Source organism: Streptomyces sp. NPDC005962 (assembly GCF_040629205.1).
Taxonomy (GTDB): Bacteria; Actinomycetota; Actinomycetes; order Streptomycetales; family Streptomycetaceae; genus Streptomyces.
This window is the reverse complement of sequence record NZ_JBEXVE010000004.1, coordinates 1-15,728: the sequence shown is the minus strand read 5'-3', so window position 1 is coordinate 15,728 and position 15,728 is coordinate 1. Positions and strand designations below refer to the sequence as shown.

The following is a 15,728-nucleotide window of genomic DNA, read 5'->3' as shown; positions in this document are numbered from 1 at the left end:
GCGAGGACATGGCATGGCACGACGACAGCGACAACGGCGACACCACGGCACCGGAAGACGGGCCCCGGCCCGTATCCGCACCGGTGCCCTGGCAGCGGCACTGGCCCTGATCCTGGGCGCCGGCAGCGCCCTGGCGAGCGACACCCTCCCGTGGCCGGGGGAGAGCGCCGTCGGGGCCAACCAGCCCTACCAGCACGGCTACTCCTCCACCGACCTGCTGCGCTGGAACCCCGCGGACGACACCGACGCCGAGCTGCTGCGCGCCAAGGTGCCCCTGCAGACCCGCATCGCTCCCAACGCCGCCACCCAGCGCACACCGTCCCTCCCCGCCGACACCCAGTCGCTGACCCTCGCGGGCGACTACGGCAACGCCTTCTTCGAAAGCCACCCCTACACCAACGAGTTCAGCCAGTACCTCTTCAACTACTGGCAGTACTCGGATGTGTACGCGTCCTGGCACGGCATGCCCACCGAGGGCGTACCCACGGACTACTACGACCCCGACCTCGACTGGAAGGAGAAGTGGTTCGAGTTCGGGGCGGTCAACCTCCCCAACCCCGGCTACACCAACGCCGCGCACGCCAACGGAGTACGGTCCCTGGGCTGCGTCTTCTTCTCCCCGAACGACCGGGGTGACCAGGCCTACTCCGAGCTGCTCCAGCGGGACGCCGACGGCCGGTTCCCCGCCGCCGCGAAGCTCATCGAGGTCGCCGGCTACTACGGCTTCGACGGTTACTTCATCAACCAGGAGGACGCGGTCGCCCCGGCCGACATCCCCGCCTACAAGAAGTTCCTCCAGCAGCTGCGCGACGGCGGCCTGTATGTGCAGTGGTACGACTCCATCGACAACTCCAGCGGCAGGATCTCGTACCAGAACGAGTTCAACGCGGTGAACGGCCCGTTCGTCCGGGACGCGGCCACGGGCGACGTGTCCGACTCCATCTTCCTCAACTACTGGTGGAACAAGACCAAGCTCACCAAGTCGAAGACCTACGCGAAGGGCCTCGGTCTCGACCCGCGCAGAAGCGTCTTCGCCGGTGTCGAGGCAGGCATGTACCAGTTCGACCAGCCCTACGACCTCGACAACAACCTCGACGCCGACGGCGCCCCCATGAACGGCATCGCCACGCTCGGCGCCGACTTCGTCTCCTCCGACTACGCGAACAAGACCGACGACAAGGCCCAGTCGGCCGTCTTCGACCGGGAACGCCGCTGGTGGACGGGCTCGTCCCAGGGCGCCACCACACCGGAGGGCAACTGGAAGGGCATGTCGAAGTACATCGCCGAGCGCTCCGTCATCAAGGGCAGCACCTTCGCCACGTCCTTCAACACCGGACACGGCCTGTCCTCCTGGAGCGGTGGCAAGCTCGCAGGCGACGCCGAATGGGGCAACATCAACCTCCAGGACACCCCGGTGACCTGGCAGTGGTGGATCGACGCCGCGAAGTCGCCCCTCAAGGCCGACTTCGACTACGGCCCCGAGTACACGCCCGCGAGCCGCTTCTCCTACCGGCCCATCGGCGCCTACAACGGGGGCAGCTCCCTGGCCCTCGGCGGCACGCTCGAAAGCGACAACACCGTGCGCCTCTACAAGACCGACCTGAGCGTCACCTCGGCGTCCACGCTCGACCTCACCTACAACAAGCCCTCGGCCGACGACGACTCGCAGCTGCGCCTCGCGCTGGTGCTCGCCTCCGACCCGGGCAAGGTGGCCCAGGTGCCGCTGTCCGGCTCCGGCAAGCACACCAGCGGCTGGACCACCGCGTCCGCCGACCTGTCGAAGTACGCCGGAGAACGCATCGCCTCCCTCGGCCTCGTCGTCGCCGCAGGAGCGCAGCCGATCAAGAACTATCAGGTCAACGTGGGTGCCCTGGCGCTGCACGACGGCGTGGACCGCACCCCGGCGACGCCGGAGAAGCTGCGCATCGACCAGTTGCTGCCCGGAAGCGACGAACTGTTCCTGTCCTGGCGGCGCAGCGACTACGACACGGTGCGCCGCTACGACGTCTACCTCGACGACACCTACCTCGGCGGCATCTACGACGATGTCTACTACGTCAAGCGATTCACCGCCACATCAGGGAAGATCAAGCTTGTCGCGGTCGGCCCCGACGGCACCCGGAGCAAGCCCGCGACCGTGTCGTTCGACCTGTCCACCGCTCCGGCCGGCGTGACCGCCAAGGCGGCCCCCGACGGCACCCTGAAGGCCGCTTGGTCCCCGCGGCAGAGCGGTGAGCCCGTCACCGTGACGGTCCGCGGCCTCGACACCTCCAAGCCGTTCACCAAGAAGGTCACGGTGCCGGGCGACCAGCCGGGCGCGACCCTGACAGGTGTCCCCGTCAACGGAGACGACTTCCTCCTCACCGCGCAGACCGGCGGGGGCACGGCCACAGGAGTGCGCGGCAGATTCGCCGACACCGATATCAGCCCCTATCCCCAATCCGCCGTGAAGATTACGGGAAACACTTTCTCTTTCTCCCGCCCCACCCTTCCCGACTGGCACACGCTTTCCATCCTTGAGGACGGAAAGCCGAAATCGTTCGCCACGACGTACGGCTCGGGCACCAAGCCGTATATCGTCCGCGGCCGCACCACCCGCCCGGCGATGACGGTGACCATGACCAGCTCGACCAGCGAGGTCGTCGCCGTGCTGGAGGATTACGCCGGGAACAAGGCCACAACGGTACTGCGCGACTAGATCCGCCCGGCGGGGCGGCCGTCTGCGAACCGGCGGCCGCCCCGGCTCACGGAGCGCACCGAACGCGACGTATACGAATTCTTGTTCCCATTCATTATGCATGTGTTTCGTCGCGTGTTCGATATTTTTAGGACTTTGCCAATGCATTACCTTTCTGGTTAATCGGAAAATCGTTTCTTCGTATCTACGATCCCAGGCTATGACCGACACTCCACGCGACAACTCCGCCACCCGTGCGCGCTGGCAAACGTGTCTCAGGCTCGCCCGCGAGCTCCTCCTCGTCGGGCCGGACAACGACGATCTCAAGCTCGGCTATCTCCGGACGCTGATCGACACGGGTGGCCTCGGCGCCACGCCCCACCCCCGGAAGAAGATCCTCATCATCGGCGCCGGTATCACCGGCCTCGTCACCGGGCGCCTGCTCAAGGACGCGGGTCACGACGTCACCATCCTGGAGGCCAACGCCAGCCGTGTCGGCGGACGCATCAAGACCTTCCGCGCCACCAAGCACCATCAGCCCTTCGACGACTCCGCGCAGTACGCCGAGGCCGGGGCCATGCGGTTGCCCGACTTCCACCCGCTCGTGCTCGCTCTCGTCGACAAACTCGGGCTCGGCCGTCGGCAGTTCTACAACGTGGACATCGACCCCGCCACCGGCAGCGGCCCCGACGCCGCGCTCCCCCCGGTGACGTACACCTCCTTCACCGGACGCACCTGGACTTACGGCGAGGACAGCCCCGGCTTCCGGGAGCCCGACAAGCGCGGCAACTCCTGGATACGCGCCAACCGCGTCCAGGTGCGGCGCGCCGACTACAGCGCCGCCCCGGAACGCGTCAACGAGGGCTTCCACCTCACCGACGACGAGGTCCGCGCCCCGGTCGTGAAGATGGTCGACGACGCGCTGGAGACCGTACGCGACTACTACTCCGACATCGTCGACGGGCGGCGCGTCAACAAGCCGTTCGACGAGTGGGTCGAGGGCTGGGCCCGGGTCATCCGCGACTTCGACGGCTACTCCATGGGCGGTTTCCTGCGCGACCAGGGCGGGCTGAGCGACGAGGCGATCGAGGCCGTCGGCACCCTGGAAAACATGTCCTCACGGCTGCACCTCTCCTTCTTCCACAGCTTCCTCAGCCGCAGCGACATCAACCCCGGCGTGCGCTACTGGGAGATTCCCGGCGGCAGTTGGCGGCTGCCGCACGCCCTCCACCAGGGGCTGCGCGACGAGGTGAAGACCGGCCACCGCATGATCCGCCTCGAATACCACGACCCCAGCCGCGACGCCGCCCCCGAGGGCACCGACGCCGTCGGACCCGACGGATGGGGCGTGGCCGTGACGACCGTCGCCGAGAACGATCCGCAGGCCCCGCCGCGCCAGTGGACCGCGGACCTGGCGATCGTCACCATCCCGTTCTCCGCGCTGCGCTTCGTGGAGATCGTCCCCTCGATGTCGTACAAGAAGCGCCGCGCCATCATCGAGACCCACTACGACCAGGCCACCAAGGTGCTGCTGGAGTTCAGCCACCGGTGGTGGGAGTTCACCGAGGACGACTGGCGCAACGAACTGGAGAGCATCGCACCGGGGCTGTACGAGTACTACCAGCTGAGCGGCGAGCACGCCGCCGGTGCCGCCCCCGCCCCCGTGCTCGCCGAGGCGGGCGCCGGCCTGCTCGGCGCCGCGGTCAAGGACAGCAGCGTCACCGAGGACATGCGGAAGCTCAACAGCACCATGCCGCTGCGCGGCCCCGCCGTCCGCCCCGCCTCCCACTGCTTCGGCGGGGGCTCCGCCACCGACAACCCCAACCGGTTCATGTACTACCCCTCGCACCGGGTCGAGGGCAGCACCGGCGGCGTGGTGCTCGCCTCGTACTCCTGGTCCGACGACGCCGCACGCTGGGACTCCATGCGCAGCGACGAGCGCTACGTCTACGCCCTGCGCAACCTCCAGGCCCTGCACGGCCGCCGCGTCGAGGTGTTCTTCACCGGCCGGGGCGCCACCAAGAGCTGGGCCCGCGACCCGTACGCGTTCGGCGAGGCCGCCATCTACACCGCGCACCAGATGACCAGCTTCCACCTGGACGTCTCCCGCCCCGAAGGGCCCGTCCACTTCGCCGGAGAGCACACCTCCCTCAAGCACGCCTGGATCGAGGGCGCCCTGGAGAGCGCCATCCGCGCCGCCACTGCCGTCCACCAGGCCCCGCCGGTCACCACCCCGGGTCCGCAGCAGGGGAGCCGCTCGTGACCGCGTTGTCCCCCGAGTGCACGGTCGCCCGCTATCTGGCCGGCCGTCTGGCCGAGCTGGGCATCACCCACCTGTTCGGCGTCCCCGGCAACCATCTGGGCCCGTTCCTCACCACCCTGCGGGCCGAGGGCGACGTCGAGTGGGTCGGCACTCCCACCGAGGGCGGCGCGGGACAGGCCGCCGACGCCTACGCCCGCGTCCACGGCATCGGCGCGGCCGCCGTCACCTACAGCGTCGGCGCGTTCAACCTGCTCAACGCCTGCGGCGGCGCCTACGTCGAGCACATCCCGCTCGTCGCCATCAACGCCTGCCCGCCCTACGAGCAGTGGCAGAACTACCGCGCCCTGGGCCTGCTCACCTCCCATATGAGCCCCCGCCGGGAGAGCAACCTGGACGTCTACCGGCAGGTCACCGTGGACGCGCAGGTCATCTCCAACCCGGGCCTCGCCCCCGGCCAGATCGACGCCGCGCTCACCGCCTGTCTGTCCGAGCGCAGGCCGGTCTACCTGGAGGTCATGGAGGACCTGTGGGACGAGCCCTGTGCTGTCGCCGAAGCGCCCCTCCTCCGCCGCGAGCGGCCGTTCAGCACCCGTAACCAGACCATGCTGGACAACGCGGTCGACGCCATCCTCACCCTGATCGACGACCATCCCGGCCCGGACGGCAGGCCCCGCCCGATCGTGTGGGCGGGCGAGGAGATCGACCGGTTCCGCCTCGGCGATCAGCTCACCGATCTGACGGACGCCACCGGGGTGCCCTTCTGCACCACCGTCGGCGCCAAGGCCGTCGTCGACGAGGAACTGCGGCAGTTCCACGGCGTCTACAACGGCCCCGCCAGCCATCCGGATGTGCACTGGATCTTCAAGGACTGGGCCACCTGCCGCATCGGGCTCGGCGCCTGGTCCACGTCGAAGAACCTCGGCGGGGACCAGTCCGTCGGCACCGACTGGGTGATGGCCGCGCAGGGTGGCGTCAGCGTCGGCACCCGGTACTTCCCCGACGTCCAGCTGGAGCGGCTGCTGCCCGCACTCCAGGACGCACTGGTGAAGCGCTTCGGATCGGGAGGCCTGGCCGCCGACTACTACGCCGAGGCCCACGCCCACCACGGTGCGCCCGGCGACCGCCCCGCCAGCCTCCGGAACCACCGCGCCACCCTCCACAGCGGCGGCTCGCGCACCCGGTCCGGCGAACGGCTCACCTACGACGGCGTGTTCGACCGGATCAACCACTTCCTGGGCCAGGAGACCCAAACGGACTGGACAGTCGTCTCCGACGCCGCGTTCTCCCTCATCGGCTCGATGAACCTGAGCCTGCCCGCGGGCGGGTTCCTGTCGCAGATCAGCTGGCTGTCCATCGGCTGGTCCGTCGGCGCGGCCACCGGCGCCGCGCTCGCCCCCGAGCGTGAACACGCCCGCCCGATGGTGTTCGTCGGCGACGGCGCCTTCCAGGAGACCTGCCAGGAGATCTCCACCCACACCCGGCTCGGGCTGCGGTCGGTGGTGTTCGTCATGGACAACGGGCACTTCTACGGCATCGAGCAGATGCTCGTGCACCCGTCCTACTACGCCGACCGCAACTCCGGAGAGGGGAACTCCGGAGAGGGGAACTCCGGCGAGGGGGACCCCGGCGAGGGGGACGAGGCGCAGGAGGCGGACTTTTACAACGTCCTCCACCCGTGGCACTACGACCGCCTCGCCGATGTCTTCTCCGGCAAGAAGACCCCGGCGAACGGGATCAGCATCGCCCACACCTCCGAGCTGGACGAGCTGCTGGCCCGCCTCGCCGACCCCACCGATCCGCTCAACGACGGACCGCTGCTGGTCCGCGTCCGCCTGCACCGGCACGACTACCCGCGGGCGATGGCCTACAAGGTGCAAGAGAAAAGGGGTTAGGAACATGTCCGAAATCATCAACGTGATGATCGCGTTCGACGCCTTCTCGATCGCCCAGCGCTATACCAGTGCGTCGAGGAATCCCGACGCGCCGACCCAGGTCGACCACGAGTTGATCTACATGACGACCCGCCACGACCGCGTCGTCGGCACGTCGGGAGCCGAGCTGAACTTCCGGGCCAACCCCCGGGACATCATCCGCTGGCGCGAGACGACCCTGTCCCTCAACAGCGAGTACAGCGCCTTGCTCTACCGGTACGTGAGCAGCGATCCGCTGATCAGCACCCCGCGGGTCGTGGTGGGCGACGGCACCTATCCGATGCCGAAGGAGGGGTCCGACGGCAGGCCGGACTTCGTGACGCAGGACTACGAGGACCACTACTGGGAGGCGGACGTCCGCAAGATCGGCCGGGTCACGTACCGCTTCTACTTCCAGGTCCTGGACAGCGACCTGAAACCGGTGGGGTACTTCCAATGGGACCCGTTCATCACCATCGACAAGCGCTCCTGACGGCCATCGCCGCAGGCGGCTGACACACACCCCGTGGACGGCGCGCACACCCGCGCCGTCCACTCCGCCGTCAGCGAATCCAGACGGCCCGGCCCAGAATGGCGATCTCGCCTCCCTCGGACTGGCCGTCGGGCGGGATCACATCGATGACCGGCCCGGTGCAGTCGTTGTTCATATAGGCGAGGGCGTATTCGTTGGTGGCGTTGTACACGTGGAACCTGTTGTCCTCCAGCGGTACGGAAATGCAGCCGCTGGGGTTGACGGAGCGCCAGGTGCTGTTGAAGAGGTCGCCGTGAGCAGCGGAGGCCGAAGTGGCCATCCCAAGGACGAGGGCTCCTGCGGCGGCCAGAATCCCTGCCGTGGTGGTGAGGCGGCGCATCATGCCTGACTCCTTCGGAAGTCCGGGGTCGGCGTGGCAGTTCCAGACCGACTGACCACCTATCTGGATACCTCCCCGCACAGGATTCTCGGTCGAGCCCCGCTCCACACCCGCCCGCGGTCGGGGACGGGCGGCCCGCACCCACGGGTCGAGCCGGTGCTCGGCTACCTGGTGCGGCACGGAACTGGCCACCGCGCGCAGGGGCGGCCACACCATCGACGGGCTGGCCCGGCCGCTGCCGCCGTACCTGGCGTGGCTGGATCGCCTCGTCCAGTTCGACCCGCGACGGGTGCTCTTCGCCCATGACCATGCCGTCTGGGAGTCTCCCGAGGATCAGCGGGTATCCAGTTCATCCCGCTAGCCCTCTAGACAGGACTGGACATGTATGGCTAGCTTCCGGACATGACTGAACAGGTCCTGAAGCACCAGCGCGTCGCCCGCGTCCTGGCCCGTGAGATCCACAGCGGCGCTCTGGAACCGGGCAGCAGGCTGCCCGGCGAGCACGCGCTCACCCAGCGCTTCGCCGTCAGCCGGACCACCGTCCGCCAGGCGCTGGACGAGCTCAGCAAGCAGGGGCTGATCTCGACGCACGCCGGTGTCGGCTCGTTCGTCACCTTCGACGGCACCCTGCTGGACAACCGGCTGGGCTGGACCAGAGCCCTGGCCGATCAGGGCGCCCGGATCACCACAGAGGTGCTGCGCCTCGAAGCGGTGCGTGACGAAGGACTGGCCGGGGAGCTCGACATCGCGGGTGGCGAATTCCTGGCCCTGGACCGCCTGCGCGTCCTGCCCGGGAACACCCCCGTCTCGCTGGAGCGCAGCCGGGTCCCGCTGACCCCGGCCCTCGCCGAGGTGCCGCTGCGCGGCCTGGTGGACGGTTCGCTGACCAGGACCCTGGCCGCGGTGGGCGTCCGCGCCACGTACGGGGACGAGTGGGCGTCCCTCACCAGGCTGGACGCGGACGAGGCGGCCCTGCTGCGCCGTGGCGAGGGGGAGATGTTCCTCCGTACGCGCCGGATCAGCCGGGGGCCGGACGGCCGCGTCGTCGAGTACGTGACGAGCCTGCTGGACCCCGCCCGCTTCGAACTCCACCTCGGCTTCGGCGAGCCGCCCGAATGAGCCGCCGCCCCCGCACGACCAGCCCCCGCACCGACCAGTCCCGCACCGATAGGAACCTTGATGAGCGACCAGCACGACCGCGCCCTCGGAGCCATGTACGGCCTGGCGATGGGCGACGCCCTCGGCATGCCGACCCAGATCATGTCCCGGCGGTCGATCGTCGCCCGGTTCGGCACCGTCACCGGTTTTGAACCGGGCCCGGCCGACAATCCGGTGAGCGCCGGAATGCCCGCGGGGTCGGTCACCGACGACACCGACCAGGCCGTCATCGTGGGCCGCCTGCTGGCCGAGGGGAGCGGTCGTATCGACCCGACGCGGCTCGCCCAGGAGCTTCTGGAGTGGGAGCGCGCCATGAAGGCCAAGGGCTCCTTCGATCTGCTGGGCCCGTCCACCAAGGCCGCCCTGGAGGCCGTGTCCCGCGGCACACCGCCCGAGGAGGCGGGGAAGTCCGGTGCCACCAATGGCGCCGCCATGCGGATCACCCCGGTCGGCGTGGCCTTCCCCGGCAAGCCGCTGGAGCCCTTCATCGACCAGGTCGCCGCGGCGTGCCAGGTCACCCATGACACCACCCTCGGCATTTCCTCGGCCGCCGCCGTGGCCGCGGCGGTGAGCCGGGGGATCGACGGCGGCGGCCCGGAGGACGTCATCGCCGCGGCGATCACGGCTGCGACCGCCGGGGCCGAGCGCGGCCACTGGGTCTACGGGGCCTCCATCGCGGCCCGTATCGAATGGGCCGTGGAACTGGTCCGCGGGCTGCCCGAGCAGCGGGCCCTGGACCGCATCAGCGACCTCGTGGGCACCAGCGTCGCCAGTCAGGAGTCCGTCCCCGCGGCCTTCGCCGTACTGGCCCTGGCCGACGGCGAACCGTGGCGTGCCTGCATCCTGGCCGCCAACCTCGGCGGCGACTGCGACACCATCGGCGCCATCGCCGGGGCCGTCGCCGGATCACTCAGCGGCGCCTCCGGCCTCCCGGCCGACGCGCTCACCACCCTCCGCTCCGTCAACGGCCTCGACCTGGAGCCGCTGACCACCTCCCTCCTCGCGCTGCGGGCCGCCGCGACCGGGTGACTGCTCTCCCCGAACAGAAAGACAGGTACGACCATGGCCGGATCAGACAACGACCGCGTCGGCGCGGTGGAGACACGCGGTATCGAGCCCGTGCCCGACACCGAACGCCATGGCCACCCGGGGCAGATGTTCTGGACCTGGTTCGCGGCCAACATCAGCATTCTGGGGCTGCCGCTCGGCGCGGCGCTGGTCAGCTTCCGCGGCCTGAACATCTGGCAGGCGGCCATTGTGGCCGTGCTCGGCGCCTTCGGCTCGTTCGCCCTGGTGGGCGCCCTCAGCATCGCCGGTAAACGCGGTGGCGCGCCCGCGCTCACCCTCTCCCGGGCGGTCTTCGGGGCCCGGGGCAACGCGGGCCCCACGCTGGTCACCTGGCTGAGCCGGCTCGGCTGGGAGACGATCAACACGACCACGGCCGCCTTCGCCCTCCTGGCGCTGCTCAACGTCGCCTTCGGCATACAGAAGAACACCGTGCTCACCGTGATCTGTCTGCTGGTCTTCATCGGCTGCACCCTGCTGATCAGCGGCCTCGGACACGCCACCATCATGTGGATCAACAAGTGGGCCACCTACGTCTTCGGCCTGCTCAATGTGGTCGTCATCGGCTTCCTCGTGGCCACCGTGGACTGGCACAAGGTCTTCCAGGCCCCGGCCGGTCCGGTGAGCGCCATGGTCGTGGGCACCGGCATGATCGCCGCCGGAACGGGCATCGGCTGGGCCAACACCGGGGCCGACTACGCCCGTTACCTGCCCCGCCGGATCTCCGGCGGCAGGCTCGTGGCCGCCTCGGCGTTCGGCGCGGGCATTCCCCTGGTCGTCCTCATCTCCCTCGGTTCGCTGCTCGCGGCGGGGGAGCCGGATCTCGCCTCCGCGTCCGACCCGGTCTCGGCGATCAACGCGATGCTGCCGGTGTGGATGTCCGTCCCGTACCTGATCGCCGCCTTCGGCGGGCTACTGCTCTCCAACCACCTGTCCGTGTACTCGGCCGGGCTCACCATGATCACCCTGGGGATACGGGTCCGGCGCACCCTGGCCGTCGCCCTGGACGTGGTCGTCACCTTCGTCGGCGGCATCTACTTCATCCTGATCGCCAAGGACTTCTACGGTCCGTTCATCACGTTCCTCACCCTCCTCGCCGTGCCGATCACCGCCTGGGTGGGGGTCTTCGCCGTCGACCTGATCCTCCGGCGGTCCTACGACACCGACGCCCTGATGAACACCGGCCGCACCAGCCGCTACTGGTACCGGGGCGGCTTCTCCTGGCCCGCGACGACCGCCTGGGCCGTGGCCATCGTGGTGGGCCTGCTCTTCACCGAAGCCGGAACCGGGGCCCACGACATCTGGTTCTCCGGACCCCTCTCGGACAGCTGGATCGGCACCAACGGACTGGGCTGGGTGGTGACCCTGGCCCTGGCCGCCGCCGTCTACGCCCTGCTGCGACGCCTGGACGCCACCGTCCGCAGCGAGGCCTCCGCACAGCACACGATGCTCGCGCCGACCGCACAGCCGACCGCACAGGAGCACGCATGAGCGGCGCGGACGTCGCCACCGGCGGCCGGGCGGAGGGCAGGCTCGTCCTCCTCGGCAACGCCATCGTCGACCTGGTGATGCGGGTGCCGTCCGTGCCCGAACGCGGTGGCGACACCGTGTCCACGGACACCACCCTCACCACCGGCGGCGGCTTCAACGTCCTGGTGGCCGCCCGCCGCCTGGGCCTGCCCGCCCTGTACACCGGAGCCCACGGCACGGGCCCGTTCGCGGACCGGGTGCGCACCGACCTCGCACACGAGGACATCGAGGTGCTGCTGCCGCCACTGGCGGAGGCGGACACCGGATTCTGCGTGGCCTTCGTCGACGACGACGGCGAGCGCACCTTCGCCACCAGCCTCGGCGCGGAGGCCCGGCTCACCGAGGCCGACGCGGCCACGGTGCTCGCCGCGCTGCGCCCCGGCGACCTGGTGCAGATTTCCGGGTACGGGCTCGCCTACCCGGTGAACGGCCCGGTCCTGGCCTCCCTCATCGCACGGCTGCCCCGGGACGTCCGGGTCTTCCTCGACCCGGGGCCACTGGTCGCCGACATCCCCCCGGACGTACTGGACCCCGTCCTGGCCCGCAGCGACTGGATCACCTGCAACCAGCGCGAGGGACGGCTGCTGACGGGGCTGGACGACGCCCCGGCGATCGCGGCCGCGATCGCCGCGCGGCTGGGCCCGGACACCGGGGTGATCGTACGAGCCGACGCCGCCGGATGCCGCCTCGTACCGCCCGGTGGCGAGCCCGTACACCTCCCCGGGCGCCGGGTAACCGCCGTCGACAGCAACGGCGCTGGCGACGCCCACACCGGCGCCTTCCTCGCTCTCCTCGGCAGCGGGCTGACCCCGGTCGAGGCCGCGCGGGGCGCCAACGCGGCGGCCGCCTTCGCCGTCACCCGGCACGGCCCCGCCACCGCGCCCACCGGTGGCGAACTCCTCGGCTTCCTCGACGGCGACCCGCTGGTGGCGCGGCTGCCTCCGGCCGTTCTCCCGCCGGGTCGCGAGCGGCCGACAGCGCGTGCCGATCAGCGCTCACGAGCGGAGGGCGGCGGCCTGGTCCCGTAGCTCGCGCAGCACCAGCCGGAGCAGTGGATGGCGTTCGCTGCCGCTCCGGACGGCCGTGAACACCCGCCGGGTGGGACGGTGGCCGCAGACCGGGCGGGTGGCGGCGCCGCCGAAGGCGATGCCGTGGAGCGCCGAGCGGGGCACCAGCGCCACCCCCGCACCGGCGGAGACCAGGGCACACACCGCCCGGGAGTCATCGGCGAGACACTCCACCCGGGGCTGGAAACGAGCCTCCTCGCATGCGCGCAGGACGACGTCGTGCACGGGGTTGCCGGGCCAGGGCGTGACCCACGGGTCCTTGCTCAAGTCGGCCAGGTCGACCTCCGGGGCGTCGGCCAGCCGATGGCCGGACGGCAGCACGACATCGAACGGCTCCGCGTACAGCGGCTCGCGCAGCAGCTGCTCGGTGCTCTGACCGGGGACGTCCCGGTGCTCCACCGACAGGGCGATGTCGACCGCGCCGTCGACGAGGAGCCGCTGGCTCGCATGCCCTTCGGCGTCCTTCACCCGGATGCGTACCTGCGGAGCGTCCTCCCGCAGCGCCGCCACCGCCGGGGCCACCACTTCGGTGATCGCACTGGCGAATGCCGCGATGGTCACCTCACCGGCCAGGCCCTCCGAGCACGCCGCCATCTCGGCCTCCGCCTGCTCCAGCTGCGAGGCGATCTTCGTCGCGTGAGCTGCCAGCACGATGCCGGTGGGCGTCAGCCGGACGGTGCGCCCGCGCCGTTCCAGCAGAACGTGTCCGACCTCCCCCTCAAGGGCGGCGAGCTGCTGCGAAGCCGCCGACGGGGACATGTAGAGAGCCTGGGCCGCGGCGGTGACAGTGCCATGTTCGGCCAGCGCCCGCAATACCCGGAGCCTGCGTGGATCGATCACATCACGGAGTAGACCAGAAGAGTGTCTGTGAAGCAAAGCTTCATAAGCAACCGGGGAAATTGCCGATGGACCTCACAGCGACGGCACCGCAGAGTGTCCTCAGCGAAGGGCCGCCGCGGCCCTCGCCTGGTACGTCGCCCCTCGATCACCGGCCCGTCGTCCGTACGCGCTGACATGGCCGCGTCATGTCTGCCTCTGTCCGGTTTCACACGGCCCCAGCATCACGACCCTCACGAAGGAAAACCTCTGTGTCCATGACTGCGGACCATCGCCGCGAGCACGATCTACTCGGCGACCGGGATGTGCCCCTCGACGCGTACTGGGGCATCCACACGCTGCGTGCCCGGGAGAACTTCCCCATCACCGGTACGGCTATCTCCGCGTACCCGCACCTGATCAACGCCCTCGCGGCGGTCAAGGAAGCCACGGCCCGCGCCAATGAGGACCTCGGGCTCCTGGCCCCGGAGAAGGCCGCGGCCATCGTCGCCGCCTGCCAGGAGATCCGGGACGGGCGGCTGCACGATCAGTTCGTCGTGGACGTGATCCAGGGCGGCGCCGGTACCTCGACGAACATGAACGCCAACGAGGTCATCGCCAACCGGGCCCTGGAGATCCTCGGCCACGAAAAGGGCGAGTACGACGTCCTCCACCCCAACGAGGACGTCAACCTCAGCCAGTCCACCAACGACGTCTACCCGACGGCCCTCAAGGTCGCCACGGTCATCGCCGTCCGTGAACTGCTCGACGCGATGGCCGTGTTGCGGGAGGCGTTCGCCGCCAAGGCCGAGGAGTTCCGCGACGTCCTCAAGATGGGCCGCACCCAGCTCCAGGACGCGGTGCCGATGACGCTCGGCCAGGAGTTCTCCACGTACGCCGTGATGCTGGAGGAAGACGGCAGTCGGCTGCTGGAGGCCTCCGGCCTGGTGCACGAGATCAACCTCGGCGCCACCGCCATCGGCACCGGCCTCAACGCCCCCAAGGGTTACGCCGAGGCGGCGCGTGGCCACCTGGAGGACATCACCGGGCTGCCGCTGATCACCGCCGCGAACCTGGTGGAGGCCACCCAGGACTGTGGGGCGTTCGTCCATCTGTCCGGTGTGCTCAAGCGCATCGCGGTCAAGCTCTCCAAGAGCTGCAACGACCTGCGGCTGCTCTCCTCCGGTCCGCGCGCCGGGCTCAATGAGATCAACCTGCCGCCGGTGCAGGCCGGTTCGAGCATCATGCCCGGCAAGGTCAACCCGGTCATCCCTGAGGTCGTCAACCAGGTGGCCTTCGAGGTGATCGGCAACGACGTGGCCATCACCATGGCGGCCGAGGCCGGTCAGCTCCAGCTGAACGCCTTCGAGCCGATCATCCTGCACTCCCTCTCGGAGAGCGTCACCCATCTGCGCGCCGCCTGCCTGGTGCTGGCCGACCGTTGCGTGTCCGGCATCACCGCCAACGTCGAGGAGCTGCGCGCCACCGTCGAGAACTCCATCGGCCTGGTGACCGCCCTCAACCCGCACATCGGTTATACGGCGGCCACCAGCATCGCCAAGGAGGCCCTGGCCACCGGGCGCGGCGTCGCCGAACTCGTCCTGGAGAAGGGACTGCTCCCGGCCGACCGGCTGGCCGCCCTGCTCCGCCCGGCCGAGATCGCCGGGACAACCACCTGATGCCGGTCGCGGACCGGGCCCGAACCGGTGGACACGATACGTACCAGCAGAGGAACACAAGCATGGCAACGGCGCCCAGCGTCTCGTACTCGATGACGGTCCGGCTGGAGGTCCCCGCGAGCGGTACGGCGGTCAGCCAGCTGACCACGGCCGTGGAGTCCTCCGGTGGTTCTGTCACCGGCCTCGATGTGACCGCTTCCGGCCACGAGAAGCTCCGTATCGACGTCACCATCGCGGCGAGCTCGACCGCGCATGCCGACGAGATCGTCGAGAAGCTGCGCGGCATCGAGGGCATTCTGGTCGGCAAGGTCTCCGACCGTACGTTCCTGATGCACCTCGGCGGCAAGATCGAGATGTCGTCCAAGCACCCCATCCGCAACCGTGACGACCTCTCCATGGTCTACACCCCGGGTGTGGCGCGGGTGTGCCAGGCGATCGCGGACAATCCCGAGGACGCCCGGCGGCTGACGATCAAGCGCAACAGCGTCGCGGTCGTCACCGACGGCTCCGCGGTCCTGGGTCTGGGCAACATCGGCCCCATGGCCGCGCTGCCGGTCATGGAGGGCAAGGCGGCCCTGTTCAAGCGCTTCGCCGGAATCGACGCCTGGCCGATCTGCCTGGACACCCAGGACTCCGACGCCATCGTGGAGATCGTCAAGGCCATCGCCCCCGGCTTCGCGGGCATCAACCT

11 protein-coding genes and 1 pseudogene are annotated in these 15,728 nt (G+C 69.7%); 10 read left to right on the top strand and 2 right to left on the bottom strand.

Annotated elements, in window-relative coordinates:
- The first annotated feature begins 13 nt into the window (after positions 1 to 13).
- From ABZ370_RS08840 to ABZ370_RS08825, 4 genes are all read left to right on the top strand, one after another.
- Entirely contained in the window at positions 14 to 2,698 is a 2,685-nt protein-coding gene (locus ABZ370_RS08840; RefSeq protein WP_358618386.1) for an endo-beta-N-acetylglucosaminidase, read from the top strand.
- A gap of 199 nt (positions 2,699 to 2,897) precedes the next feature.
- Positions 2,898 to 4,940, top strand: coding sequence for an FAD-dependent oxidoreductase (locus ABZ370_RS08835; RefSeq protein ID WP_358618384.1), 2,043 nt, complete (start codon positions 2,898 to 2,900; stop codon positions 4,938 to 4,940).
- Positions 4,937 to 6,832, top strand: a complete 1,896-nt coding sequence (locus tag ABZ370_RS08830) for a thiamine pyrophosphate-binding protein (protein ID WP_358618382.1) — start codon at positions 4,937 to 4,939, stop codon at positions 6,830 to 6,832. The genes ABZ370_RS08835 and ABZ370_RS08830 overlap by 4 nt, the downstream gene beginning before the upstream one ends.
- Positions 6,833 to 6,836: 4 nt before the next feature.
- Positions 6,837 to 7,343: an inclusion body family protein gene (locus tag ABZ370_RS08825; RefSeq protein WP_358618381.1), complete on the top strand. Its 507-nt coding sequence runs from the start codon at positions 6,837 to 6,839 to the stop codon at positions 7,341 to 7,343.
- 70 nt (positions 7,344 to 7,413) lie between these two features.
- Here the strand turns inward: ABZ370_RS08825 and ABZ370_RS08820 are convergent, their stop codons facing one another.
- A complete protein-coding gene (locus ABZ370_RS08820; protein WP_358618380.1) occupies positions 7,414 to 7,725 on the bottom strand; it encodes a hypothetical protein in 312 nt (103 codons plus the stop codon).
- A 399-nt stretch (positions 7,726 to 8,124) separates the two neighbouring features.
- Between ABZ370_RS08820 and ABZ370_RS08815 the strand changes: the two genes are divergently transcribed.
- The 4 genes from ABZ370_RS08815 to ABZ370_RS08800 are packed head-to-tail and all read left to right on the top strand — an operon-like array spanning position 8,125 to position 12,503.
- Positions 8,125 to 8,841, top strand: coding sequence for a GntR family transcriptional regulator (locus ABZ370_RS08815; RefSeq protein ID WP_358618378.1), 717 nt, complete (start codon positions 8,125 to 8,127; stop codon positions 8,839 to 8,841).
- A gap of 60 nt (positions 8,842 to 8,901) precedes the next feature.
- The gene (locus tag ABZ370_RS08810; RefSeq protein ID WP_358618376.1) at positions 8,902 to 9,909 is read left to right on the top strand and encodes an ADP-ribosylglycohydrolase family protein; all 1,008 of its coding nucleotides are present in this window, start codon (positions 8,902 to 8,904) and stop codon (positions 9,907 to 9,909) included.
- A gap of 33 nt (positions 9,910 to 9,942) precedes the next feature.
- Positions 9,943 to 11,436, top strand: coding sequence for a cytosine permease (locus tag ABZ370_RS08805; protein WP_358618374.1), 1,494 nt, complete (start codon positions 9,943 to 9,945; stop codon positions 11,434 to 11,436).
- Positions 11,433 to 12,503 carry a PfkB family carbohydrate kinase gene (locus ABZ370_RS08800; RefSeq protein ID WP_358618372.1) on the top strand — a complete coding sequence of 357 codons (1,071 nt, stop codon included), beginning with the start codon at positions 11,433 to 11,435 and terminating at the stop codon, positions 12,501 to 12,503. Before ABZ370_RS08805 ends, ABZ370_RS08800 begins: the two co-directional genes overlap by 4 nt.
- Here ABZ370_RS08800 and ABZ370_RS08795 read toward each other — a convergent pair.
- Positions 12,471 to 13,382 (bottom strand): LysR family transcriptional regulator, encoded by a 912-nt coding sequence (locus tag ABZ370_RS08795; protein WP_358618370.1) that lies wholly within the window; start codon positions 13,380 to 13,382, stop codon positions 12,471 to 12,473. The genes ABZ370_RS08800 and ABZ370_RS08795 overlap by 33 nt on opposite strands.
- A gap of 254 nt (positions 13,383 to 13,636) precedes the next feature.
- Between ABZ370_RS08795 and aspA the strand changes: the two genes are divergently transcribed.
- On the top strand, positions 13,637 to 15,037 hold the full coding sequence (gene aspA, locus ABZ370_RS08790; RefSeq protein WP_358618369.1) for an aspartate ammonia-lyase: 1,401 nt from the start codon (positions 13,637 to 13,639) through the stop codon (positions 15,035 to 15,037).
- Between the two features lie 62 nt (positions 15,038 to 15,099).
- A pseudogene (locus ABZ370_RS08785) lies at positions 15,100 to 15,728 on the top strand (NAD-dependent malic enzyme); the annotation flags it as partial.